21 protein-coding genes are annotated in these 25,348 nt (G+C 65.9%); 15 read left to right on the forward strand and 6 right to left on the reverse strand.

Translation table 11 applies throughout. The annotated features are described in order from the left end of the window. The first annotated feature begins 56 nt into the window (after positions 1-56). Positions 57-1,583: a DegQ family serine endoprotease gene (locus tag LX70_RS06270; protein ID WP_105513716.1), complete on the forward strand. Its 1,527-nt coding sequence runs from the start codon at positions 57-59 to the stop codon at positions 1,581-1,583. 49 nt (positions 1,584-1,632) lie between these two features. Here LX70_RS06270 and LX70_RS06275 read toward each other — a convergent pair whose 3' ends face one another. The 3 genes from LX70_RS06275 to rfbC are packed head-to-tail and all read right to left on the reverse strand — an operon-like array spanning position 1,633 to position 3,723. Further along, positions 1,633-2,109 (reverse strand): metal-dependent hydrolase, encoded by a 477-nt coding sequence (locus tag LX70_RS06275; protein ID WP_105513717.1) that lies wholly within the window; start codon positions 2,107-2,109, stop codon positions 1,633-1,635. Positions 2,110-2,113: 4 nt separating this feature from the next. After that, positions 2,114-3,157 carry a dTDP-glucose 4,6-dehydratase gene (gene rfbB, locus LX70_RS06280; protein ID WP_105513718.1) on the reverse strand — a complete coding sequence of 348 codons (1,044 nt, stop codon included), beginning with the start codon at positions 3,155-3,157 and terminating at the stop codon, positions 2,114-2,116. After that, positions 3,154-3,723, reverse strand: coding sequence for a dTDP-4-dehydrorhamnose 3,5-epimerase (gene rfbC, locus LX70_RS06285; protein ID WP_105513719.1), 570 nt, complete (start codon positions 3,721-3,723; stop codon positions 3,154-3,156). The genes rfbB and rfbC overlap by 4 nt, the downstream gene beginning before the upstream one ends. Before the next feature lie 562 nt (positions 3,724-4,285). Here rfbC and LX70_RS06290 point away from each other — a divergent pair. From LX70_RS06290 to LX70_RS20375, 9 genes are read left to right on the forward strand one after another with little or no spacing between them, the layout of a single operon-like run. Then, on the forward strand, positions 4,286-5,263 hold the full coding sequence (locus LX70_RS06290) for a UDP-glucuronic acid decarboxylase family protein (protein ID WP_105513720.1): 978 nt from the start codon (positions 4,286-4,288) through the stop codon (positions 5,261-5,263). Further along, positions 5,260-6,819 (forward strand): hypothetical protein, encoded by a 1,560-nt coding sequence (locus LX70_RS06295; protein WP_105513721.1) that lies wholly within the window; start codon positions 5,260-5,262, stop codon positions 6,817-6,819. The genes LX70_RS06290 and LX70_RS06295 overlap by 4 nt, the downstream gene beginning before the upstream one ends. Next, a complete protein-coding gene (locus LX70_RS06300) occupies positions 6,816-7,832 on the forward strand; it encodes a glycosyltransferase family 2 protein (RefSeq protein WP_105513722.1) in 1,017 nt (338 codons plus the stop codon). The genes LX70_RS06295 and LX70_RS06300 overlap by 4 nt, the downstream gene beginning before the upstream one ends. 54 nt (positions 7,833-7,886) lie before the next feature. Further along, positions 7,887-8,798, forward strand: coding sequence for a glycosyltransferase family 2 protein (locus LX70_RS06305; RefSeq protein ID WP_170076135.1), 912 nt, complete (start codon positions 7,887-7,889; stop codon positions 8,796-8,798). Between the two features lie 2 nt (positions 8,799-8,800). Next, the gene (locus LX70_RS06310) at positions 8,801-9,775 is read left to right on the forward strand and encodes a lysylphosphatidylglycerol synthase transmembrane domain-containing protein (RefSeq protein WP_105513724.1); all 975 of its coding nucleotides are present in this window, start codon (positions 8,801-8,803) and stop codon (positions 9,773-9,775) included. Continuing rightward, the gene (locus LX70_RS06315) at positions 9,772-11,214 is read left to right on the forward strand and encodes a protoporphyrinogen/coproporphyrinogen oxidase (protein WP_105513725.1); all 1,443 of its coding nucleotides are present in this window, start codon (positions 9,772-9,774) and stop codon (positions 11,212-11,214) included. The genes LX70_RS06310 and LX70_RS06315 overlap by 4 nt, the downstream gene beginning before the upstream one ends. Before the next feature lies 1 nt (position 11,215). Then, positions 11,216-11,986 (forward strand): polysaccharide deacetylase family protein, encoded by a 771-nt coding sequence (locus tag LX70_RS06320; protein WP_105513726.1) that lies wholly within the window; start codon positions 11,216-11,218, stop codon positions 11,984-11,986. Next, positions 11,983-13,443: a lipopolysaccharide biosynthesis protein gene (locus tag LX70_RS06325; protein ID WP_105513727.1), complete on the forward strand. Its 1,461-nt coding sequence runs from the start codon at positions 11,983-11,985 to the stop codon at positions 13,441-13,443. The genes LX70_RS06320 and LX70_RS06325 overlap by 4 nt, the downstream gene beginning before the upstream one ends. Positions 13,444-13,451: 8 nt before the next feature. After that, positions 13,452-14,714, forward strand: coding sequence for a glycosyltransferase family 4 protein (locus LX70_RS20375; RefSeq protein ID WP_146111558.1), 1,263 nt, complete (start codon positions 13,452-13,454; stop codon positions 14,712-14,714). On the opposite strand, the gene LX70_RS06340 is transcribed toward LX70_RS20375, so the two are convergent. The 3 genes from LX70_RS06340 to LX70_RS06350 are packed head-to-tail and all read right to left on the reverse strand — an operon-like array spanning position 14,711 to position 18,715. Then, positions 14,711-16,276 (reverse strand): GMC family oxidoreductase, encoded by a 1,566-nt coding sequence (locus tag LX70_RS06340; protein WP_105513729.1) that lies wholly within the window; start codon positions 16,274-16,276, stop codon positions 14,711-14,713. The two genes, LX70_RS20375 and LX70_RS06340, sit on opposite strands and share 4 nt — an antisense overlap. Further along, a complete protein-coding gene (locus tag LX70_RS06345) occupies positions 16,245-17,741 on the reverse strand; it encodes a glycosyltransferase family 39 protein (RefSeq protein WP_105513730.1) in 1,497 nt (498 codons plus the stop codon). The genes LX70_RS06340 and LX70_RS06345 overlap by 32 nt, the downstream gene beginning before the upstream one ends. Positions 17,742-17,743: 2 nt before the next feature. Then, positions 17,744-18,715, reverse strand: a complete 972-nt coding sequence (locus tag LX70_RS06350; protein WP_105513731.1) for an NAD-dependent epimerase/dehydratase family protein — start codon at positions 18,713-18,715, stop codon at positions 17,744-17,746. A 356-nt stretch (positions 18,716-19,071) separates the two neighbouring features. Here LX70_RS06350 and LX70_RS06355 point away from each other — a divergent pair, with 356 nt between their 5' ends. The 5 genes from LX70_RS06355 (at position 19,072) to dnaG (ending at position 25,303) form a co-directional block, all read left to right on the forward strand. Further along, positions 19,072-20,418, forward strand: coding sequence for a nucleotide sugar dehydrogenase (locus LX70_RS06355; RefSeq protein WP_105513732.1), 1,347 nt, complete (start codon positions 19,072-19,074; stop codon positions 20,416-20,418). A gap of 335 nt (positions 20,419-20,753) precedes the next feature. Beyond that, positions 20,754-22,241: an NAD(P)/FAD-dependent oxidoreductase gene (locus tag LX70_RS06360; RefSeq protein ID WP_211301678.1), complete on the forward strand. Its 1,488-nt coding sequence runs from the start codon at positions 20,754-20,756 to the stop codon at positions 22,239-22,241. Between the two features lie 60 nt (positions 22,242-22,301). Next, complete coding sequence (locus LX70_RS06365) at positions 22,302-22,868, forward strand: protein-methionine-sulfoxide reductase heme-binding subunit MsrQ (RefSeq protein ID WP_105513734.1); 567 nt, start codon at positions 22,302-22,304, stop codon at positions 22,866-22,868. Between the two features lie 37 nt (positions 22,869-22,905). Continuing rightward, complete coding sequence (locus LX70_RS06370; RefSeq protein WP_105513735.1) at positions 22,906-23,292, forward strand: acyl-CoA thioesterase; 387 nt, start codon at positions 22,906-22,908, stop codon at positions 23,290-23,292. Positions 23,293-23,344: 52 nt separating this feature from the next. Next, positions 23,345-25,303, forward strand: coding sequence for a DNA primase (gene dnaG / locus LX70_RS06375; protein WP_105514144.1), 1,959 nt, complete (start codon positions 23,345-23,347; stop codon positions 25,301-25,303). The last annotated feature ends 45 nt before the right edge of the window (positions 25,304-25,348 follow it).

The raw sequence follows: 25,348 nt of genomic DNA on the forward strand, positions 1-25,348 counted from the left end.
TGTCCGGCCAGCCCGGCAATGCACCGTCTCAGAACCGACACGGAAAGACCGATACCATGAAAACACCCACTCTTCCCTCGCGCGGCCGCAAGGTCCTTCTGGCGGGCGTTTCCGCCCTGTCGCTGATCGTCGCCGTCCAGATGCCCGTTCTGGGCCTTGACCCGTTCAACGGCGCGGCCATCGCCGCCACCACCACGACGATGAGCAATGCCGACATCGTCGCGCAGATGAAACCGGCCGTCGTCACCGTCCTGACCGAACTTTCGCCGCAGGCCGATCAGACCGGGGCCGGGCCGGATACTATGCCGCCCGACGAATTCTTCCGCCGCTTCTTCGGCGAGAACGGCCCCTTCGGCGGCATGCCCGGAATGCCGCAGATGCCGGGCGGCCGTCAGGCGCCGCAGCAGGGGGGGCATGCGCTCGGCTCCGGCTTCATCGTCTCGGCCGACGGCTATGTGGTCACGAACGCCCATGTCGTCGACAACGCGCAGAAGATCACCATCAAGACCGAAGACGGCCAGGAACTGCCCGCGACGCTGGTCGGCACCGATGCCAAGAACGACATCGCCGTCCTGAAGGTCGATGCCAAGGACAAGCTGCCGACGGTGCAATGGGGCAATTCCGACAGCCTGCGCGTCGGCGACCCGATCCTGGCCATCGGCGACCCCTTCGGCGTCGGCACCACGGTGACCTCGGGCATCGTTTCGGCCCGTGGGCGCGACCTGCATTCGGGGCCGTATGACGATTTCATCCAGATCGACGCGCCGATCAACCACGGCAACTCCGGCGGTCCGCTGGTGAATGGCGAAGGCAAGGTCGTCGGCATTAACTCGGCCATCTATTCGCCGAACGGCGGCAATGTGGGCCTTGGCTTCGCGATCCCCTCGGCGCAGGCCGAAAAGGTCGTGGGCCGGATCATCGAAAGCGGCTCGATCCAGCACGGGTTCATCGGCGTGACGATCCAGCCCGTCGATGACCAGATCGCGGGCACCATCGGGTTGAAGGAGGCCAAGGGCGCGCTGATCGCCTCGGTCCAGGACGGATCGCCCGCCGCCGCGGCAGAGCTGAAGCCGGGTGACGTGATCGTCAAGGTCAACGGCACCGCGGTGGAGACGCCGCGCAACGTCTCGCGCGCCATCGCCGACCTTGCGCCGGGCGACAAGGCGGAGCTGACGCTCTGGCGCGACGGGGCAGAGACGACGGCCACGCTGACGGTCGGCACGCTGGGCGGTGAGGATACCGCGCAAGGCACGCTGCCGGGCCAGGCCGGTCCGGGCGCCGAAGTGCCGGACCTTGGCCTGTCGGTCGAACCGCTGACGCCGGACCTTGCCGCCCGGATGGGCGTGCCGGAGGATACCGCAGGCGTCGTCGTGACCGGGGTGGACCCCAAGGGCGCCGCCGCCGACAAGGGGCTGCGCGAGGGCGATATCATCGTCTCTGTCAATCAGACACCGGTCGACAGCGCCAAGGCCGTCACCTCTGCCGTGGATGCGGCAAAGACCCAGAACCGCGACGGCGCGCTGCTGCTGGTCCAGCGCGGCGACGGCAAATCCTTCGTGGCGGTGCCGTTCGCGCATTCCTAAGACGCAGACGAAAGACGAAAAGGGGGGGCGGGCCCGTCCGGGCCGCCCCCTATGCCGCCTGCCGTCGCGGCCGGTTGATCCACAGCGTGACGGCCGCGACCCAGATCGAGGCTTCAAGCGCGAAACTCCAGTGCAGCAAGAAGGACCAGAGCCAGAAGTCGTGGCTGGGTGGTACGTCGAAGAAGGAGACGAGCCGGGTGCTGAACGGCGCGCCCCACATGATGTCGCCCACGACGGTGTCGAGGATCAGGTGCAGGAAGACCGACGCAAGGAAGGCCAGCGCGGGCAGGCGCGCGGCGGTCCGCCAGACTAGCGGCAGAATCACGGCGCTGAGGATCATCCAGAAGAACGGGACATGGACCCAGTAGCGGTGGTGGTGAACGCTCCAGTTGTCGATCAGGACGAAATAGGCAAGGTCGAAATCGGGAAAGACCGCCCCGGCAAGCGCGGCGGGCAGGACGAACCGCCCTGGCCGGTTGACCCCGCGCCCCAGAAGATAGCCGGCCGGAAGGTGGGCGGTGATCATGCCCTTACCCGGTTCCCAGCCGCTGTCCGACGCCGTCGCGGTCCTGAAGCGCGCGCCACCAGTCCTCATGCGCGAGATACCAGTCGATCGTCTTCTCCAGCCCCTCATCCAGCGTGACCGAGGGGCGCCAGCCCAGTTCCTCGCGGATGCGGGTCGGGTCGATGGCATAGCGCTGGTCATGGCCGGGGCGGTCGGCGACGAAGGTGATCTGCCCGGAATAGGGGGCGTTGCCGGGGCGTTTTTCATCAAGGATCGCGCAGATCTTCTGCACCAGCTCAAGGTTCGTGGCCTCGTTTTCCCCCCCGATATTGTAGCTGCGCCCAAGCGCCCCCTTCTGGACGACCAGCAGCAGCGCGTCGGCATGGTCCTCGACAAACAGCCAGTCGCGAATGTTGTCGCCCTTGCCGTAGATCGGGATCGGCGCGCCCGCTAAGGCCTTCAGGATCACCACCGGGATCAGCTTTTCGGGGAAGTGGTAGGGGCCATAATTGTTCGAACAGTTGGTCAGCACGACCGGCAGCCCGTAGGTTTCCGCCCAGGCCCGGACGAGGTGGTCCGACGACGCCTTGGATGCCGAGTAGGGGGAGCGGGGATCGTAAGGCGTGTCCTCGGTGAACTTCACCCCCGGATCGGCGGGGAGCGAGCCAAAGACCTCATCGGTGGAGATATGGTGGAAGCGAAAGCCCTGCGGCTTGCCCTGCGCGGTCCAGTAGGCGCGGGCGGCCTCAAGCATCGTGTAGGTGCCGATGATATTGGTTTCCATGAAGGCCGCGGGGCCGTCGATGGAGCGATCGACATGGCTTTCGGCGGCCAGATGCATGATCGCGTCGGGCTTGTGCCGGTCAAGGATCGCATCCACCGCCGCGCGGTCGCAGATGTCGGCCTTCTCGAACGCATAGGCGGGGCTGTCCGCGACCTCGGCCACATTGGTCAGCGACCCGGCATAGGTCAGCTTGTCGAGGTTGACGACCGAATGCCCGGCCCGGATCGCGCGGCGGATCACGGCCGAGCCGATGAACCCCGCGCCGCCTGTGACGAGAAGCTTCATGCCGTCACCTCATAGCGGAAGGGGCTTTGGAAATCCTTCAGGTAAGGCGCCTTGGCGTCCTTCTCCGACAGGACCGCGCCGGCGGTGTCGATGCCCCAGTCGATGCCGATCTGCGGATCGTCGAAGCGCACCGCGCCGTCGCAGTCGGGCGCGTAGACGTCGGAGCATTTGTAAAGCAGCTCGCTGTCTGGTTCCCGAGTGATGAAGCCATGCAGGAACCCGGCCGGGATCAGCAGTTGCCGCCCGTTGTCGGCCGACAGCTCCTCTCCCACCCACTGACCGTAGGTGGGGGAGCCGACGCGGATATCCACCGCCACGTCGAAGACCCGGCCCCGCCCGCAGCGCACCAGTTTTGTCTGCGCATGGGGCGGCGCCTGGAAATGCAGCCCCCGTACCGTGCCGACAGTGGCCGACATCGAATGGTTGTCCTGCACGAAATCGTACACGATCCCCTGACGCGCCAGCGTCTCCTTGTTCCAGACCTCGGAAAACCAGCCGCGCGCATCGCCGAAGCGGCGCGGCGTCAGGATCAGCACACCGGGGAGTTTTGTCTTGTCTATCTGCATGGAAACCTGGCCACTTGTCGTTGCGGCGGACCATATCGGGGCCGACGCGGTGGTGAAAGCGGAAATGGGGCGGGGTGCGGGCGGGCTGGCGAAACCTCGCGGCCGGGTGTAACTGACCGGTGGCATTGTTTCCGTTCCGTGGCCGATCACGGGCGTCTTCGACGGCCTTTCGCGGGGCTGAAACGTGGCTTGTCGCGGTTCGCCGGGAATCGTGCTATTTCTTGGCGGATGCAGAAAAACGCTGGCGGCTGCACGGCTGGCGAGAGATAAATGCAAGGTGACGGGCGGATTGGTTGAGTGATAGTCGACTGCGATTTCGATGCAGATGCGTGACGAAGGGGACGGCCCCGGCGGGCGCAGACCCCGAAAGATTGACTGACCGAGGATTTGAAGGCGCGATGCGGTATTTCGGAACGGCAGGCGTGACCATGCCCTGCCCTGATGCGTTGAGGGGGGCGGGCGATACAGGGCGCATCGTCATAATCCTGCCCCGGACATCTGGGATGAGGGGCCGCGCCGGGCAGGCGCGCGCAGGCGGAACGGACAGCGAAGGCAGCGCGGCATGAGCGTGATTTCCAAGCGGATTCTGGTGACGGGCGGTGCGGGCTTCCTTGGCTCCCACCTTTGCGAACGGCTGGTCGCGGCCGGGCATGACGTGCTGTGCGTCGACAACTACTTTACCGGCCGGCGCGAGAACGTGGCCCATCTGATCGGCCATCCCCGGTTCGAGATCATGCGCCATGACGTGACCTTCCCGCTTTATGTCGAGGTGGACGAGATCTACAACCTCGCCTGTCCCGCCAGCCCGATCCACTATCAGCACGACCCGGTGCAAACGACGAAGACCTCGGTCCATGGCGCCATCAACATGCTGGGTCTGGCCAAGCGTCTGCGCGCCAAGATCCTTCAGGCCTCCACCTCCGAGGTCTATGGCGACCCGCAGGTCCATCCGCAGCGCGAGGGCTACTGGGGCCATGTGAACCCGATCGGCTACCGGTCCTGCTATGACGAGGGCAAGCGCTGTGCCGAGACGCTGTTCTTCGACTACCACCGCCAGCACAGGCTGCGCATCAAGGTGGCGCGGATATTCAACACCTATGGCCCCCGGATGCACCCGCAGGACGGCCGCGTGGTGTCGAACTTCATCATGCAGGCGCTGGCGGGCGAGCCGATCACCATCTATGGCGATGGCAGCCAGACCCGGTCCTTCTGCTTTGTCGATGACCTGATCGAGGGGCTGATCCGCCTGATGGAAACCCCCGATGAGGTCACCGGGCCGATGAATATCGGCAACCCGGTGGAAATGACGATCAAGGAACTGGCCGAGGCGGTGATCGACCTCACCGGCTCCTCCTCGAAACTCGTCCACAAGGCGCTGCCGCAGGACGACCCGATCCAGCGCCAGCCCGATATCGGTCTTGCCCGCAGCGCGCTGGGCTGGGAGCCGCAGGTGGCGCTGCGCGACGGACTTTCCAAGACCATCAGCTATTTCAGGGCCTTGCGCGAAGAACTTGACGCGGCAGGGCGGGTGGAGGCATGACCGTCACAACGATGCAGACCCAGACGCGAAGCGGTAGCGCGGTTGGCAACGCGCTCTGGATCATCGCGGCCTTCGTCGCGATGTTCAGCGTCATGGTCATCAATGGCCGCCCGTTGTTCTATTTCGACACGATCGGTTATATCTCGCAGGGTCATAACGGCTTGCGGCAGTTGGGGTTTGAGGGCGAATCCCCGATCCAGGCGGAAAATGCCCAAGCCTGGGCGCAGCAGGAAGCAGGGGTGAATGGCGGCGAGACCACCGCGCCCCGGCCCGACCTGCCCCAGATCGACGCGAAGAACACGGTAGATGGCTCCCGCTCCGCGCCCTATGCGCTTCTGACCGGCCTGCTGGCGCGGCTTGGCCTGCTTGAAGGGCTGAACCTTCTGAACGCCCTGGCGGTGATGCTGGCGGTCTGGCTGCCGATGCGGATCGCGCAGCGCAAGATGGGTCTGCATGTCTCGCTGGCGCAGATGGTCTGCCTGCCGGTGATCGTCGCCTCGCTGGGCTCGCTGCCCTTCTTCGTGGCCTATCTGATGCCCGACACCTTCGCGCCGGTGCTTCTGCTTTGCATCGCCTCGCTGACGATCTTCGGGCGCGGGATGCGCTGGTGGGAGCTTTTGCTGACCATGGGCCTTGCCTCTTTCGCCGTGGTCTCGCACCTGTCGCATCTGGCCATCGCGGCGCTGATGGTCCCGGCCTCACTTCTCGTATCGCTCATCATCACGCGGCATCGCTGGTGGCTGCCGCCCGCGCTGGTGCTGGTCGTCCTCGGCATCGGCTTTGCCGAACAAAGCCTTCTGCGCACCGCCGCGAAAGAGGTCTCCGGCTCCGAGGTGGTGATCAAACCCTATATCACCGCGCGGCTGATCCAGGACGGGCCGGGCCTGCACTATCTGGAAACGCATTGCCCGAATGACGCGATCCCGACCTGCAAGCTTTATACCGCGCTGCAAATCTCGGACGATCCCTATCGCCTGACCGCGACGCATATCGTGTTCGAGACGAGCCAGCAGCTTGGCTCCTTCCGGCTGATGACGCCGGACGACCAGCGCGTCGTGGCCGAGGCGCAGATCGGCTTTTTCTTCGACGTTCTGGCCGATGCGCCCTTCGACACGACCTTTGCCTTCCTCAAGAACACCCTGATCCAGTCGCGTCTGGTCAGCGTCGACATGACCCTGCCGACCGAGGCCATCGTGGCGCAGAACGCCGCCGCGTCGGGGCTGATGACGGGGCCGTTCACGCATGGGCGGCTGACAGAGGACCTTGGCTGGTTCGGCCCGGTCAACGCGATGCAGGACATGCTCTACCTCGTGTCGCTGATCGTGGCGGCGGGGCTGCTTTTCTGGCCGAACCGGGTGCCGGGACGGATCAAGGGTTTTGTGGTGATGCTGCTTCTGGGCATCCTCGCCAATGCGCTGGTCTGTGGCGGCATCTCGCAGCCCGCGACGCGCTATGGCGCGCGGGTGATCTGGCTGCTGCCCCTGGGTGCGACGATCCTTGTCCTCTTCTTCCGCCGCGCGCGGCAGTTCGCCAACGGGGCGGGGGGGCAGATATGACGGCGGGTGGCCCGACAATCTCGGTCGTGATGCCCGCCTTCGGGGCCGAGCGGTTGATGCCGCGCGTTCTGGCGCCCCTGATGGCGATGCAGGCGCGGGGCGAGGTGACGGAGGTCATCGTGGTCGATGACCGCTCCCCCGACCGCACGGCCGAGGTCGCGCGCGGGATGGGCGCGCGGGTCCTGACCACACCGCAGAACGGCGGGCCGGGCCTGGCGCGCAACATGGCGGCGCAAGAGGCGGTGGGCGACATCCTGTGGTTCGTCGACAGCGACGTGATCGCCCATGACGACGGCGCCGGAAAGGTCCGCGCCGCCTTTGCCGACCCCGAGGTCGCGGCGGTCTTCGGGTCCTATGACAGCGCGCCCGACGGGCAGCACTGGTTTTCCCGCTACAAGAACCTGATGCACCGCTTCTACCACCAGACCGCGCAGCGCGACGCGCATACGTTCTGGGCCGGGTGCGGCGCGGTCAGGAAGGACATGTTCCTGAAGATCGGCGGCTTTGACGTGGAAACCTACCGCGTGCCGTCGATCGAGGACATCGAGCTTGGCTACCGCATCCGCCGCGCGGGCGGGCGCATCACCGTCGATCCGACGCTTCTGGGCAAGCACCTGAAGGTCTGGACGCCGAAGGGCGCCTTTCACACCGACATCTTCCGCCGCGCGCTGCCCTGGTCGCGGCTGATGATCGCGCGCGAGGGGGTGCATAACGACCTCAACACCAGCCATGGCGAAAAGGCCAAGGCGGTGCTGGCGGGGCTGCTGATCCTGTCGATCCTCGCGCTGCCCTTCGCGCCGGGGATCTGGCCCCTGACGCTGGCGCTGATCCTGCTGGCCATCCTCGCCAACGGGCGCTTCGTGCGCTTCATGTATGCCCATGGCGGCGCGGGCTTTGCCGCGGCGACGCTGGCCTGGCACCAGTTCTACTACGTCTACTCGGCCACGGCCTTTGCCTGGTGCCTGTTCGAATATCACGTCCTGGGCGTGAAGAACCGCCTGCATGTGCCGTAACGGGCCGCGAAGGTACAACAAACCCAACCGGAAGCGGGGAAGGGAATGAAGGATATGGATACCAAGACCGCCGGCAAGACGGCCGCGCAGAAGATCGCGTCCGAGCTTGACGGCATGACGCTCAGCATCGTGATCCCGGCCTATAATGAGGAAGGCGCGGTGCGTCACACGATCGAGGAAGTCCGCGCGGCGATGGACCCGCAGGGCATCCCCTATGAGATCATCGTCGTCGATGACGGGTCCGAGGACCGCACGCTTGAGATCGCGCGCGAAACCGGCGTGATCGTGGACAGCAATCAGGTCAATACCGGCTACGGCGCCAGCCTGAAGCGCGGGATCAAGAAGGCGCAATACGAATACGTCGCCATCATCGACGCCGACGGCACCTATCCGCCGCATTACCTGCCCTCGATGCTGGCCATGTGCCGCGATCAGGACATGGTGGTGGGCGACCGGGGGGCGGCGATGAAGAACGTCCCCTGGGTTCGCAAACCGGCGAAATGGGTGTTGAACACCTTCGCCTCCTTCCTGGCGGAGCGGAAGCTGAACGACCTCAATTCCGGCCTGCGGGTGTTCCGCAAGTCGGAGCTTGTCCCCTTCATCCCGCTCCTGCCGCAGAAGTTTTCCTTCACCACGACGATCACGCTTTGCATGTCGTGTAATGGCAAGCGGATGATGTATACGCCGATCGAATACGGCAAGCGGGTTGGAAAATCGAAAATCCGGCCGGTGGATTTCCTGAACTTCATCATCCTCGTCCTGCGCATGACGGTGCTGTTCAACCCGCTCAGGGTCTTCATCCCGCTGGGCCTTGCGCTGATGGGCGTGGGGGCGTTGAAATTCCTCTATGACATCTGGATGGACAACCTGTCGGAAACGACGATCTTCGCCTTCCTGTCGGCCCTCATCATCTGGTCGCTGGGCCTGATCGCCGACATGATCTCGCGCCTGCACCTGAGGCCCTGATCGTGGCCGTCGGGCGCAGCGCGATGCGGAAATGGCTGATCCGGGCATCCGGGTCGGCGGTCGTGCTTGGCTTCATCTTCTGGTTCTTGCCGAAGGAGGCGATCCTTCAGGGCTTCACCCGGCTCAGCTGGCCCCTGTTCCTGTCGGTTCTGGGGGCGTTCCTGCTGTGCCATGTCGCCACCGCGTCGAAATGGTGGCTGCTGATGGAGCGCGCGGTCAGCTTCCCGGTCGCGCTCAGGGCGCATTTCGCGGGGCTGGCGGCCAATCTCTGCCTGCCCGGCGCCGCCGGGGGCGATGCGGTGCGCGCGGGGCTGGCCCATGCGGCGCTGCGTGACGGGCCGAAGGTGGCGGCGGCGGCGGTGGGCGACCGGATGATCGACCTTGCCGCGCTGGCCTGCCTGATGCTGACCGGCTTCATGCTGCTGCCCGAGGCGGGTGAGCCGGGCGAACAGGGCATGGTGGTGCCGGTCGCGATGGCCGTGCTGGCGCTGGCGGCGGCGGCGCTTTTCGCCTTTCCGCCGGTGGCGCGGCTGGTCTGGACCCGCTGGCCCGGCCTGCCCGCGCGGGGCCTTGCGCTGCGCGTCGCGGAGGCCTTCGGCGCGCTGGCGAAACGGCCGGTCCTGCTGCTCTTCACGCTGGTCTATTCGGCGGCGATCCAGTCGGTGCTGATCTGGCTGTCGATCCGTCTGGCAGAGCCGGTGGGCGTCCATGTCCCCTTCGCTGCGTGGTTTTTCGCCTGGCCGCTGGCCAAGATCATCGCCACGCTGCCCCTGTCGCTGGGCGGGCTTGGCGTGCGCGAAGGCTCGCTTGCAGCCCTTCTGGTGCCGTTTGGCGCCGCCGCGCCCGATGTCGTGGCCTCGGGCCTTGCCTGGCAGGGCATTCTTTACCTCGCCGGCGCCATCGGTGCGCTGATCCTGGTGCTTTCGGGCGGGCGGCTGCAAACCCGCGCCACCACCCTCAAGGAGATTTCCGAATGACGAGTTCCAAGGGTGAAGGCCGCGCGAAACCGCGTGTGCTGGTGCTTGGCGCGGGCCCTGCGGGCATCGCCGCCGCCTACCGGCTGAGCAAGGGCAAGGCCGAGGCAGAGGTCTTTGAACGCGCGCCGGTCGCGGGGGGCAATTCGACCTCGTTCCAGATCGACGGCATCTGGTGCGACTATGGCTCGCACCGCTTTCACCCGGTGGCCGATCCGAATGTGATTGCCGATGTGAAGGGGCTTTTGGGCGATGATCTTCTGCTTCAGCCGCGCCATGGCCGTATCCGGCTGGGCGGGCGCTGGATCCACTTCCCGCTAAAGCTTCAGGACGCGCTTTTGAAACTGCCGCCGGCCTTTGCGGCCTCCCTGATCGGCGACATGGTGCTGAAGAAGTTCCGCAAGGCATCCACCGGGCCGCGCAGTTTCTCCTCCGTCCTTTACGACGGCCTCGGCCCGACGATTTCGGAAAATTTCTACTTCCCCTATGTCCGCAAGCTTTGGGGCCTTGACCCCGACAAGCTGGCCGTGACGCTGGCGGAACGCCGCGTCTCCGGATCGTCCATCGGCAAGATCCTTGGCAAGATGATGCGGATGATCCCCGGTCTCAGGGGCGAGACGACGGGAAGATTCTACTATCCGAAGAAGGGCTTCGGGCAGATTTCGAATGCGATGGTTGAAGCAGCGCGGGGGCAGGGTGCAGCCTTCCGCTTTGGCGCTGACATCGTGCGGATCGAACGGGACGGGAGCCGCGTCACGGGCATCGTCACCCGCGAGAATGGCGAAGAGGTGCTGCACAGCGCCGATCAGGTCTATTCGACGATCCCGCTGACGACCGTCGCCCGCCTGATGGACCCAGCCCCCCCGGCCGAGGTGATCGAGGCGGCCAAGGCAATCCGGTTTCGGGGCATGATCCTTGTCTACCTGATCCTGGAAACCGACCAGTTCACCGAATACGACGCGCATTACTTCCCCGAACTCTCGATCCCGATCAGCCGCATGTCGGAGCCGAAGAACTACAATTCCGCCACCGGGCCGAAGGGCAGGACGATCCTTTGCGCCGAACTGCCCTGCGATCCGGGTGAGAAGTGGTGGGACATGACGGATGAGGAGCTGGGGCGGCACTATTGCGACTGGCTCGGCAACCTCGGCCTGCCGGTCAAGGTGCCGGTGATACGGACCGAAACGCGCCGCATCGCCCATGCCTATCCGGTCTATGACCTTGACTATCAGCGCCATTTCGAAACCGTGGACAACTGGCTTTCGACGCTGGACGGCTTCCTCAGCTTCGGGCGGCAGGGGCTTTTTGCCCATGACAACACGCACCACGCCTTCGCCATGGCCTATGCGGCGGCCGATGTGCTGACGGCCGAAGGCGGGGTGGACCGCGCCCAATGGGCCGCGCATCGCAAGGATTTCGAACACCACCGCGTCGAGGACTGACATGGCGGGGCCGGTCGTCGATATCCTGATGTACCACTCGATCTCGGGGCAGGGCGGGCCGACGGCCATCGCGCCCGACGCCTTCGCCGCGCAGATGCGCGCGATCGCCGAGACGGGCGTGCCGGTCATCACGCTGGACGATTTCTGCGCGGCCAAGATCGGCGGCGCGGTGTTGCCGGACCGGTCGGTGATCCTGACCTTCGACGACGGCTTTCAGGATTTCGCCGATGCCGCCTGGCCGGTGATGAAGGACCTTGGGTTTCGCCCCATCGTCTATCTGCCGACCAACTATATCGGCGGTCGTGAGGGCTGGCGCGGGATCGCCGCGCAGCCCCGCAAGCTGATGGGCTGGGACACGATCCGCCGCCTTCAGGGCGAGGGCGTGATCTTCGGCAGCCATACCGAAAGCCACCCCGACCTCGACGCGCTTGAGGAGGCGGCGGTGGAGGCAGAGCTGATCCGCTCCCGCGACCGGATCGCGGCGGAACTGGGCGCCGCGCCCCTGCATTTCGCGCCGCCCTATGGCATCGCGGGCAAGGCCACGCAGGCGCGCATCGCGCACTATTACCGCAGCTCCGTCGGCACCCGTCTGGCCAGCGCCGGGCCTGCCTCGGAACGCTTCGACCTGCCGCGGCTTGAGATGTTCTATTTCACCGATCCGGCCCGCTGGCGCGCCCATCTGGCCGGGCGCGGCTCTGCCTATCTGGCGGCGCGGCGGGGGTTGCGCGCGGTCAAGGGCGCGGTGATGAAACCCTGGAAGGGCGTCGCGTGACCGTCGGCGCCAAGTTCATCCGGGGCGTCGCCTGGATGGCAGCGGGCGGCTGGACCGAACAGGCGATCAAGTTCGCCGTCTTCGCCGTTCTTGCCAATATCCTCGGGCCTGAGCTTTACGGGCTGATGGCGATGGCGGCGGTTTTCTCCGTCTCGGCGGAACAGCTTGTCCGCGAAAGCGTGTCGGAATACCTGATCGCCGCGCATGACCCGGATGAGGCGGACTATAACGCGACCTTCTGGCTGACGACCGGAATCGGCCTGACGCTGGCGGTCTTCCTGAACCTGATCTCCGGCCCCGTGGCACAGGTCTACGGTCAGGCCGAGGTGGGGGAGATGTTGCGCGTTCTGTCGGTCACCGTGCCGCTGATCGCCTTCACCGCCGTCCCCGTCGCGATCCTGCGGCGGGAGTTCAACTTTCGCGCCATGTCTCTGCGCGCCGTCGCGGGGGAGGTCGTCGGCGGCGCGGTTGGGATCGGCATGGCGCTGACCGGCTGGGGGGTGTGGAGCTATGTCGGCCACTGGGTCGCGCTGATTGCGACCAATGTCGTCCTTGCCTGGACGGCGGTCGACTGGCGGCCGGGCCTGCGCACGACCCCCGCCCATCTGCGCCGCGCCGGTGCCTTCGGCATCCGTGTCCTAGGCCTGCGCGCGGGCGAGGTCAGCCTTGTGCAACTGCCGGTCTTCCTGATCGGCGTCACGCTCGGCCCGCTCGCGACCGGCCTTTACGGCATCGCCTGGCGGCTTGTGGAACCCTTGTCGAACCTGATTTCCACCCCCTTGCGCATGGTGTCGCAGCCCGCCTTCGCAGAGATCAACCGCGCCGGCGGGCGGGCGGGCGACCTGCTTCTCGACATCGCGCGCATGTCGGGGCTGGCGGCGTTTCCCTTCTTCGCGGGTCTTGCCGTGCTGGCCCGCCCGATCCTGGGCGTGGTTTTCGGGCCGGAATGGCTGCCCGCCGCGCCGGTCTTGCAGGTGATGTCCTTCCTCGGCCTCTACATCTGCATCGCGATGGTGCAGCAAAGCTTTTGCCTTGCCGCCGGTCATGCGGGCGACATCACGATCCTGACCTGGGCCACGGTCGCGCTGGCCGCCGTCCTGATGCTGATCGCCGCCCCCTATGGTGTGGTCGCGATCACAGCGGGCTTTGTCGCCGCCTTCTACCTGCTTTGGGTCTTGCGCTTCCGCATCGTTTCGCGCCTCGGCGGCGGCGCGATCGGGCCGCTGATCGCCTGCAATGGGAAACCTGCCATCGCGGCGCTGGTCATGGCGGGGGCGGTGCATGTCATCCACGGCGCGCTGACCGGCGCGGGCTGGTCGGCGGGGCTGGCGCTGGGCGTCAGCATCCTTGCCGGGATCGCGGTCTTTGCCGCCCTTGCGATCCTGATGATGCGCGACCGGCTGGCCCTGTTCCTGAGCTATGTCGCGCCGGGGCGCTTCCCCGCGCCCGAGGTCTGAGAGGTTTCATGCGTTCGCTCTCCATCGTCATGTTCACCACCTTCTACCCGCCCCATTCCTTCGGCGGCGACGCCATCGGCGTGCAGCGGATGGCGCGTGCGCTGGCGGCGCGCGGCCATGACGTGACCGTGGTGCATGAGGAAGACAGCTACCGCATCCTCGGCGGCAAGGTGCAGGGCGAGGGCGCGCCGGATGGCGTCCGCCGCATCGGCCTTCGGGCGAAAAATCCGATGCTGTCGAACGTGCTGACCCAGCAGCTTGGCCGCCCCGTCATCCATGGCCCCCGCATCCGCGAGATACTGGAGGCGCGCAAGCCCGACATCATCTGGCACAACAACACCTCGCTGATCGGCGGTCCCGGCCTTCTGGGTATGGGCGACGCGCTGAAGATCTATGAGGCGCATGAACATTGGCTGGTCTGCCCGACCCATGTCCTCTGGCGCTATGGGCGGGAGCTTTGTGACGAACGCCACTGCCTGAAATGCCAACTGTCCTACAAACGCCCGCCGCAGCTTTGGCGCGCGACGGGGATGCTGGACCGGGCGCTGGCGGGCATGGACCTCATCATCGCCAAAAGCGAATTCAGCCGCGCGAAACATGCCGAATTCGGGCTGCGCCACGACATGACCGTGCTGCCCTATTTCCTGCCCGACCTGGCGCAGATGGCCGCGCCCTTCACCGGCCACCCGCGCCCCTATTTCCTGTTCGTGGGCCGTCTGGAGAAGATCAAGGGCCTGCAAGACGTCTTCCCGGCGATGGACCGCTACCCGGATGCCGACCTCATCATCCTTGGCGATGGCGACTATGCGGCGGAGCTGAAACGGCTGGCGGAGGGGCGGCGGAATATCCTTTTCCTCGGCCGCAAGAGCCCTGAGGAGCTGGACGCCTATTATCGCGGTGCGCAGGGCCTCATCGTGCCATCGGTCTGTTATGAGACCTTCGGGATCATCCTGATCGAAAGCTTCCGCCTTGGCACCCCGGTGATCGCCCGGCGGTTGGGGCCGTTCCCCGAGATTGTCGAGCGGTCGGGCGGGGGCGCGCTCTTTTCCACCGAGGATGATCTGGTCGCGGCGATGCGGGGGCTTCAGGGTGACCCGGCCCATCGCGCCCAGCAATCCGCCGCCGCGCGCAAGGCGTTCGAGACGGTCTGGCACGAAACGCCGGTGATGGCCGCCTATGGCGCGGCACTGGCCGGGGCGGCGCATCGCCGGGGCGACGCGGAGCTGGCCCGCGCGCTGGAGGGCGGGGCGTTCGAGAACGGCGCGGGTTAATCGCTTAGCGCGCCGATCCTGTGGGCGTTGGCCATCACCGAATAGGTGATCGTCGTCGCCGGGATCGCGGGCAGGCTGGTGGCGTCGATCAGGTGCAGCCTTTCCCAGCCAAGGGGGCGGCCCAGACGGTCGGACTGCCCCGCCTTCGGTTCTGCCGCCATCGGGACCGAGGCGCCGACATGAAAGCTCGACCCCGGCGCGCCGGGTCTGGTGGCGAAACTCAGGGGCAGCAGTCCGAGTTTCGACATCGCCCGCCCCATATGCCGGGCCGCGGCCTTCAGCGTCCCCTCCATCCCCTCATGCGTCTCAAGCCGGGCCGACAGGCGGCCATCGGCGGCAAGGCGCAGCGCGATGCGGTGGGAGTGGTCGGAATGCAGGAACATCTGCGCCACGATCAGCCGCCGCGCCAGCGCCGCGAAGAGGGGGGCGGAAAAGGGAATCTTGCTGGCGTAATTCCCGATCAGGTCGCGCGGGAAAAACTCGTTCCAGGTGTAAAGCTGGGAATGGACCAGATGGGGGGAAATGGCGGGGGCGGCGATCTCCACAAAGGCCTGCGGCAGGGTGTGGAAGCGGCCCCGGTCGGGCCGGGTGCGGTTGGCCCAGCGATGCAGCATCGGCAGGAAGGCATGCTGGCTGTCGCGCAGCGTCAGCTCCCCCAGGCCGGGCTGTGAGGCCAGAAGGATGCGCGCGGTTTCCAGCACTCCGGCGCCGAGATAGGCGCGCGCGCCCCTGATCGTGCCGCCGCCCTCAAGGTGCAGGGTCACGGCGCCGTCACCCTCATCAACCCGGGTCACGACGGCGCCGGGGCGGTAGCTGAAACCGGGGTGCTGGCGGAGATTCGCCAGCGTGTCGCCTGCCTTCCAGATCAGCCCGTAGGGGCAGCCATGCAGGCAAAGGCCACAAAGCCGACAGCCGCTATCGACCGCCTGCCTTGCCTGACCGGCGGTCACGCCCATCCGGGCCAGCGCGTCCCCCCGCCGCGCCATCCGCGACAGCAACTCGCGCGCCTGCGGCGACGGCTCAATCCCCCTCCGCCCCGCCATCGGCGGTTCGGGCAGCAGCGGCGCCAGCGCATCGGGGACGCCCGCGACCGGCAGGAACCCGGTGACCGCGCGGTAATGCGGCGCAAGATCGGCCGCCGTGACGGGCCAGTCCGCCATGTCGCGCGCGGCATAGGGCAGAACGGCCGCGCCCCACAGGTTCGACAGCCCCCCCGCCGCGCGGGATGCGCGGAGCGCAAACCAGCCGGGCAGGTCGGCCATCGTCTCCGCCCCCGGCTCCATCGCGAAATCGGACCCGTAGCGGCGCACCTGCCCCGGCAGGGTCGCGAATTGCGGCGCCATCCAGCCGTCCCGGTCCTGCGCCGTCCAGCCCCCCGGATCGTCCGCGGCCATGGCGTCACGGCGTCGGGCGGCGTCCCTGTCCAGCACCTTGCCGCCATCGACCATCACCACGGTCCGCCCGCGCGCCAGAAGGGCCATCGCGGCCGACACCCCGGCGGGGCCGGAGCCGATGACGATATGCGCGCCCTCAGTCACGCCTGAGAACGACCATGCCGCCATCCCCCAGCGTCCCGCTGAAACAGCGCAGCACCTTGAGGGGCAGGTCCGTCACGCGGTCGGGGTCGCACATATCGGTCCCGTCATCATAGCCCGCATCGGCGCCAAGCGCCGGGACATCGCGGAAGGACCGCGCCGGGAAACCGACGACAAGGATCACCGGCCCCGGTTCGGCCAGGGCGGCGCGGTATTCGTCGTCCGTGTAGATCTCCGGCCAGCCCGCCTTGTACCAGCTGTTCAGGTCGGGGCCGGTATGACCCACGGCAAGCACACGCTCGCCCGGCTGCTGAATCCCGGTCACATAGGCATAGGCCCCGGCGGTGTCCTGCTTCGGGAAATCGTAGTTCCGCTTCGCCAGATAGGCCGAGATCGCGACGACCCCGACGGTGCCGAGGATGAAAAGCCCCCGTCCCAGCGCCGCGCTGCCCGTCATGCGGCCGATGAGGTCGCAGAAAAACCGCCCCCCCAGCACGATCAGCAGCACCAGAAAGCCGATATCGACGAAGAAGAAACGCGGCCAGATGCGCATGCCCACCGTCATCAGAAGCGCCACGGTCAAAAGGATGTGCAGGACCGTGATCGGGGCGAAAAGCGGCTCCCTCCGCCGCAGCGAAAGGCTGCCGAGGCCAACGAGGGCCAGCACCGCCAGCCCGGTGACGGCCACCAGCGCGCCGCTTTGGCCGATGCCGGTGCGGATCGCCTCCATCGCCGTCCAGACCGGGTTCTGGTATTCCTTCATCACATCGACGGCAGAGGTTTCGGAGACGTTCGAAACCGTGGCGAGAAGGCTGGGCAGGATCGGCAGGTAAAGCAGGATCGTCAGCACACCGCCGATCACGAAGCCCATCAGTGGCAGCTTGACCAGCGCCCCGTCCAGCCGCCCGCGCGCCAGTCGCCAGAGGATGAGGCCAAGCCAGACCACCCCCTGCGCCATGAAGAAGAAGGCGCCCGTCAGATGGGTGAAGACCGCCGCCGCGAGGGTGACGCCAAAGGCGACCCATGTCCCCGTTGCCGGGCTTCGCAGCCCGCGCAGGAAGTAAAGCATCCCCAGCGTCGAGAAGAGCGCGAGGCCGGTGTAACCGCGCGCGTTCTGGGAAAACCAGATCTCGTGATACGAAAGCGCCAGCAGCAGCGCCGTCACATGGGCGATCGTCACGCCCGCCATCTCGCGCGCCAGAACCCAGGTCGCCCAGATCACGCCCAGCCCGAACAGCATCGCCGGCAGGCGGATCGCCCAGGGTTCGCGCCCGAACAGCTCCATCGTCGCCTTGGCCGCGATGTTGTGGAGGTAGTGGTGGTTCATCGAATAGTCGCGAAGCATGTCGCCCCAGGGCAGGTCGAGATGCGTGACGACGGTGTGGATCTCATCATGCCAGAGCGGCGCGTTCAGGCCCCAGATCCGCAGGACCGCCGCCAGCGCGAGGATCGCGGCAAGCCAGAAAGTGTCGCGCCTCGATGTCTCCGCCATGGTCAGGCCGCCATCGCCGCGCGTTTCTCGGCGACGATGTCGCGGATGATTTCGGCCAGCGGGCGGCGCGGGCGGAAGCCGATGGTGCGTTCCAGTTTCGAGACGTCGGGCAGGCGGCGGGCCATATCCTCGAACCCGACCGGATAGACGTCGGAATAGGGGATAAGCTGGATTTCCGAGGTGGACCCCGTCGCGGCGATCACCTGTTCGGCAAGGCCGCGGATCGACACTTCCTGATCGTTGGCGACGTTGAAGACCTCACCCTGCGCGGCGGGTGTGTCCATCAGCCGGACGAGCGATTCCACCACATCGGCGACATGGCCGAAGCAGCGGGTCTGTTCGCCCGTGCCGTGAACCATCAGCGGCAGCCCCTCCAGCGCGGATTGCACGAAATTGGGCAGGACCATGCCGTAACGCCCGGTCTGGCGCGGCCCGGTCGTGTTGAAGAAGCGCAGCACGATGGCGGGCAGGCCGACCTCGCGCACATAAGCCAGCGTCAGGAATTCGTCGAGCTGCTTGGCCGAGGCATAGGACCAGCGCAGGTTCTTCGTCGCGCCGATGGTCAGGTCGTCGTCTTCGGAGAACGGGAATTTCGTCGCCTTCCCATAGACTTCCGAGGTCGAGGCGACGAAGGTCAGCTTCTTGTCCTTCAGCGCCGCCTTCAGCACGTTTTCGGTGCCGTTGATATTGGTCAGGATCGAACGCGAGGGTTCGTCCATGATCAGCTTCACGCCGACCGCGGCGGCGAGGTGAAAGATTACCTCGGCCTCATCCACCAGCGCCTGCACGAGGCAGGGGTCGAGGATCGTCCCGGTGACGAGGCGAAAGCGGTTGCTGCCCTCAAGGCTTGCGAGGTTCTCGCGCCGCCCGGTCGACAGATCGTCCAGCGCACAGACGCTGTGACCCTCGGCCACAAGCCGTTCGGCCAGATGCGACCCGATGAACCCCGCGCCGCCGGTAATGAGAACCTTCATATCGCCTCGCTGAAACACGCCCCGATGAACGCCGCGATGCTAACACGCACCCCCGCGCCCCGCCATCGGCATCTGCGGACTTTGCTGCGAATGCGAAACAGTCGGGGGCGGCGCCTGCGGATGGTTGCCCGGCGCGACCCGCCCGACCGCGCGATGGCGCGAATCTGCTGCCACGTATTTGGGCATTCTCCGGGCGATCGGGGGTCAAAAACGCCTCGAAAGCGCCATTGTTCGCCACAAAGGTACAACATTCCCGACTGGTCGCGTTGTGGTTGCCTGCCTTATTGTGCAGGTGCAATAAGTCTCCGGGCTGTGATATTGATAACGTCTGCGGGCGGCCTGCATCTGGATTGAACATGACCAACGCATTTTCCCTGTTCTCGACCCTGAAGGATCGCATTTCCTCGCGCCAGGCGCGGATCGCGACGGTGGGTCTGGGCTATGTCGGGCTGCCGCTGGCGCTGACGATTTCCGAGGCCGGGTTCCCGACGACGGGCATCGACCTCAACCGCGCCCGCGTCGATGCGATCAACGCGGGGGAGCGCGTGATCTCCTACTTCGCCGAGGATCGGATCGCCAGGGCCATCGCGGGCGGCAAGTTCGGCGCGACCGCTGATTTCGCCGTGTTGCAGGAAATCGACGTCGTCCTGATCTGCGTACCGACGCCGCTGTCGCCCGCGCGCGAACCGGACCTCAGCTATGTCGTCCGCGCCGCCGAAGGCATCGCCAAATGGCTGCGGCCGGGGCAGCTTGTGGTGCTGGAAAGCACCGTCTGGCCGGGCGCGACCGCGACCGTGGTCAAGCCGATCCTTGAAGCGGGCGGGTTGCGCGCGGGGGAGGATTTCTTCCTTGCCTTCTCGCCCGAACGCGAGGACCCCGGCAACGACAAGTTCGACACCAAGTCGATCCCGAAGATCGTCGGCGCCGACGACGCGCGGTCGCGCGAGTTGATCGACATGTTCTATTCGCGCATCGTCGCGCGCACCGTGCCGGTCAGTTCGCTGGCCACGGCCGAGGCGGTGAAACTGGCCGAAAACAGCTTTCGCACCGTCAATATAGCCCTTGTCAACGAGATGAAGGTGGCGATGGAGGCGATGGGCGTCGATGTCTGGGAAGTCGTCCGCGCGGCGGCGACGAAGCCCTTCGGCTACATGCCTTTCTACCCCGGTCCCGGCATCGGAGGCGACTGTATCCCGGTGTCGCCGGTCTATCTGTCCTGGCGGGCGAAGGATGTGGGGTCTTGCCTGCCGATCATCGATCTGGCGCGCGGCAACAACGACAACGCCCCCGACATGATCGCGGGCCGTGTCGCGGTGGAACTGTCGAAGGACGGCGGCAAGCCGGTGAAGGGGGCGCGCGTGCTGATCCTTGGCGTTTCCTACAAGAAGGACATCGAGGACACGCGCGAAAGCCCCGCCCTCGCCATTCTCAACCGGCTGGAGGAGATGGGAGCGGCCTGCGACTATCACGATCCCTATTTCCCGGTGATGCCCCAGACGCGCGATCACCCCCGCCTTGCGGGCCGTGTGTCGGTGCCGCTGACGGCGGAGGCGCTGGGCGGATATGACGCCGTTCTGGTGACGACCGATCACACGTCGGTCGATTACCAACTGGTCGCCCGCGCCGCCCCACTTGTGCTGGATACGCGCAACGCATTTGACGGGCGCGGCATTCCGGTTCAGGGTCGTTATGTTAAGGTGTGACGGTGGGTCTTGCCTCCAATCAATTGTTTTCAATGGGTTATAATGAGTTTTGTTGGGTATGTGAAAGTCGGATCGGGGAAATGTGCCGATTCGAAGGCAGTTAAGCGTAGGGTTGTTGTGGCTTTCGGTTTTTCCATCAGGGGTAGAGATATGTATTTCCGTATCAAGGACTTGCTCTTCACGGCTCAACGAACCGGGTCAAACTTGCTTGATTGGTTCCAAAACGGCGGTCTGCACCATGGTTTTGGACGGACAGGGTTTGGCCCCGCCCTTATCCCGATATATACTCGGGACGTGAGGGTGGATTTCAGAAACGACGATTTTCGGGAACGGTGATGTCTAACATGCAGCAGGACGAGCGTAGCCCCGTCGTGGTGATCGGGGGCGGCCCGGCGGGCCTGACCGCAGCCTATGAGTTGCAAAAGCGCAGCTCCGGGTTCAAGCCCAAGGTCTATGAGGGCGGGACCATGGTTGGCGGCATCTCGCGGACCGAAACCAACAACGGCTACCGTTTCGACATCGGTGGCCACCGCTTCTTCACCAAGGTCTCCGAGGTGGAGGAGATGTGGCATGAGGTGTTGCAGGACGATTTCATCACCGTCCCGCGTCTCAGCCGGATCTACTACCGCGAAAAGTTCTTCGACTATCCGCTGAAGCTTTTCAACGCGCTGTGGAACATCGGCCCCTATGAATCGATGCGCATCCTCCTGTCCTACTTCAAGTGGCAGGTGCGGCCCTACCGCAATGAGGAAAGCTTTGAGGAGTGGGTCATCAACCGCTTTGGCGGCCGCCTCTACATGCACTTCTTCCGCAGTTACACGCAGAAGGTCTGGGGCATCAATCCGCGCGAGATCCGCGCCGACTGGGCCGCGCAGCGGATCAAGAACCTGTCGCTGTTCAAGGCGGTGTGGAACGCGATTTCCGGCGCCAACGACACCACCAGCCTGATCGAGGAATTCCAGTATCCGCGCCTTGGCCCCGGCATGATGTGGGAAAAGACCGCCGAACTGGTGAAGGAGAAGGGGGGCGAGGTCCACCTGCGCTCGGAAGTCGTGCGCGTCAACCGCGACGGCAACCGCGTCACCTCGGTCGATGTGAAACACTGGAACGAGGATGGCAGCGAGCCGGTGATGGAGCGGGTCGAGGGCGACCACTTCGTCAACACCATGGCGCTGCGCGACCTGATCCAGGCGATGGATCCGCCGCCGCCGCCCGCCGTGGTGGAGGCCGCGAACAAGCTGAAATACCGCGACTTCCTGATCGTGACGCTGGTTCTGGACCATGCCGACCCGTTCAAGGACAACTGGATCTACATCCATTCGCCCGCGGTGAAGGTCGGCCGGATCCAGAACTTCCGCGCCTGGTCGAAGGAAATGCTGCCCGACCAGAACACCGCCTCCATCGGCATGGAATATTTCTGCCAGAAGGGCGACGGGCTGTGGAACATGTCGGACGAGGACCTGCGCGAGCTTGCGGGCAAAGAGCTTGAACAGCTTGGCCTTGCCAAGGCCAGTGACGTCATCGGTGCCGCCATCATCCGCCAGCCCAAGGCCTATCCGGTCTATGACGGCGAATACCGCGCCGCGCTTGACGTGCTGGAAGAGTGGATCGTCTCGCTCGACAACTTCCAGACGGTCGGCCGCAACGGCCTGCACCGCTACAACAACCAGGACCATTCGATGCTGTCGGCGATGCTGGCCGCGCGCAACATCCTGGGCGAAGAGCATGATGTCTGGACCGTCAACGTCGAACGCTCCTACCACGAGGAATTCGAGGTGAAGAAGCCGACGCCGGAAATGAAGGCTGCCATCGCCGCCGAATAGGCGACCGATCTTCCCGTCCCCGGCCTGTCCGGGGGCGGCACCACGACCCCGAGGGCTGCAATGCGCCGTATTACCGATAACGTATACCTTTTCTGGGCTGTCCTGACACTTCCCGCGATCTGGTTCCTGCTTGAACGGCTGGTCTTGCACGGCAAGGTTCCCTACGTTCCCTGGACCGGCGTCCTGTCCTGCTGGCTTCTGATCGTGACCATGCTGGTGACGCCGCTTCAGCTTCTTTTCGGCCCCTTGCCCTGGCTGAAACAGCGCCGCCGCCACCTTGGCGTGGCGAGCTTCGGCTACGCGCTGCTGCACCTTCTCTTCTGGCTGATGAACGCCAACATGGGCGCGCTGATCCGGTCCTTCCTGCGGGTTGAGATCCTCGTCGGCTGGATTTCCTTCGCGATCATGATCCCGCTGCTGCTGACGTCGAACGACCAGTCGGTGCGCAAGATGGGGACGGACTGGAAACGGCTTCAGCGCTGGGTCTATCCGGCGGCCGTGCTGGCCTATATCCACTGGCTTATGACCACCCATGTCGTGATCGAGCCGGTTCTTTACGCCGCGCCCTTGATCGTGCTGACGATCTGGCGGATCATCCGCTACCGCAACCGGATGCGCCGGGTCTGAGGGCTTCGGCCCCGCGCAGGGGGCCAAGGGAGAGGCGATGACTTCCGAACCGACCGGCGCGCTGACGCTGCGCACGCTTGCCATGCCGCGCGACGTCAATGTCAACGGCGACATCTTCGGCGGCTGGGTCCTTAGCCAGATGGACATCGCCGCCGGGATGGTTGCCGGTGAACGGGCGCAGGGGCGCGTCACCACCGTTGCCGTCGATGCGATGAAGTTCATCCGCCCGGTCAAGGTCGGCGACGTGCTGTGCATCTATGTCGAGGTGACGCGCGTCGGCCGCACCTCCATGGCGCTGGGGGTGGAGGCCTGGGTGAAACGCGGCCGTATCGGCGACCGCGAGAAGGTGACAGAGGCGACATTCACCTTCGTCGCCATCGACGATGCCGGCCGGCCCCGCCCGGTCCCCGATCTGGCCCCCTGACACGCCGCGCTTCGACCTTGTCGTCGAAGCGGCAACCGACGATACTCACGCGATGAGTCTGCCCCCCGGTTTCCTTGATGAACTTCGCACCCGCGTGACGCTCTCCAGCGTCATCGGCCGCAAGGTGACGTGGGATCAGCGCAAGTCGAACGCGGCCAAGGGCGACCTCTGGGCGCCATGCCCCTTCCATCAGGAAAAGACGGCATCCTTCCACGTCGATGACCGCAAGGGCTATTACTACTGCTTCGGCTGCCATGCGAAGGGCGACGCGATTTCCTTCCTGAAGGAGGTCGAGAACATGTCCTTCATGGAGGCGGTGGAGGACCTGGCGCGCGAGGCCGGAATGCCGATGCCCGCCCGCGACCCGCGTGAGGCGCAAAAGGCCGACCGGCGGGGCGAGCTTGCCGCCGTCATGGAGGAAGCCGCGCGGCATTTCCGGCTGGCGTTGAAGACAGGCGCCGGGGCCGCCGCGCGCGATTACCTTGCGGGCCGCAAGCTGACCGGGGCGGCGCTGGACCGTTTCGAGATCGGCTTTGCGCCCGACGGCTGGCAGGGGCTTTGGGATCATCTGCGCCAGAAGGGTATCGCCGAGGACCTGATCCTGGGCGCGGGCCTCGCGCGCCCCTCGACCAAGGGCAAGCAGCCCTATGACGTCTTTCGCAACCGGATCATGTTCCCGATCCGCGACGCGCGCGGGCGCTGCATCGCCTTCGGCGGCCGGGCGATGGACCCGAACGACAGCGCGAAATACCTCAACTCGCCGGAAACCGAGCTGTTCGACAAGGGACGCAGCCTTTACAACCACGGCCCCGCGCGCGAGGCCGCCGCGAAGGGCCAGCCGCTGATCGTCGCCGAAGGCTACATGGATGTGATCGCGCTTGCCATGGCGGGGTTCGAGGCCGCAGTGGCCCCCCTTGGCACCGCCATCACCGAGGATCAACTGCGCCTGATCTGGCGGCTGCATCCCGAACCGCTGGTCATGCTGGATGGCGATACCGCCGGCATCCGCGCCGCGACCCGGCTGATCGACCTGGCGCTGCCGATGCTGGAGGCGGGGCAGGGGCTGCGCTTCGTGATCCTGCCCGAAGGCATGGACCCCGACGACATGATCCGCGCGCGCGGACGCGAGGCGATGGCCAAGGCGATCGAGGCCGCGCAACCGATGGTCAACCTGCTCTGGCGGCGCGAGACCGATGGCAAGGTCTTTGACAGCCCCGAGAGGAAGGCGGCGCTGGATAAATCGCTCCGCGCCGTGATCAAGGGCATCGCCGACCCCTCCATCCGCTCCCATTACGGGGAGGAGATCAACCGCCTGCGGCGTGAGTTGTTCGGCCCCGCGAAACCCACCTTCGTGCCGCGTGCGCCCGGACGGCAGCAGGGGCGGCGCTTTGGCGCGGCGGTGCCGGTCTCCCCGCTGCCTGCCACGCGCGGTTCGCTTCTGGCGGCGGCGCCGGGGCCGGAGGTGGAGGAATATCTGCATGAGGCGATGATCCTTGCCATCGCGCTCACCCATCCCGGCACGATCGAACGGTTCGAAAGCCAGATCGAAACGGTGGACATGCGCGACCCCGGCCATGACCGGCTGCGCCACGCCCTGCTGGCCGCCTTTCACGCCGCCCCGGTGGCCGACGCCGCCGCCTTTCGCGGGAAAATCGTGGCCGCGGCGGGCGAAGAGGTTGAAAAGCTGATGTCCCTTGCCCATGTCCGCATCGCGCCACCCGTCCGCAACGCGGAGGATGCGGACTTTGCCGTGATGTGTCTGGCCGAGGAATTCGCCCGGCTTGAGGCCCGCCGCGGCGCCGAGGCCGAGATCGAGGAAGCGATGGAGGACCTGACCGGCCTTGCCGACGAGGGCCTGACTTGGCGTCTGAGCCGGGCCGCCGAGGCCCGCCACCGGGCCGAACGATCGAAGCTGGATGAAATCTCGGAACAGGGCGAGGATCGGGCCGCGCTGTCCGCCGAATTGCAGCGGCTGATCGACGGTGCGGCCTGGATCAAGAAGAAACCCTGAACGTGGCGGACGGGGAGAATCGCCCCTCTGTGATTCGCTCTCATG

This window comes from Albidovulum denitrificans, from assembly GCF_002973535.1.
GTDB classification, from domain to species: Bacteria; Pseudomonadota; Alphaproteobacteria; order Rhodobacterales; family Rhodobacteraceae; genus Albidovulum; species Albidovulum denitrificans.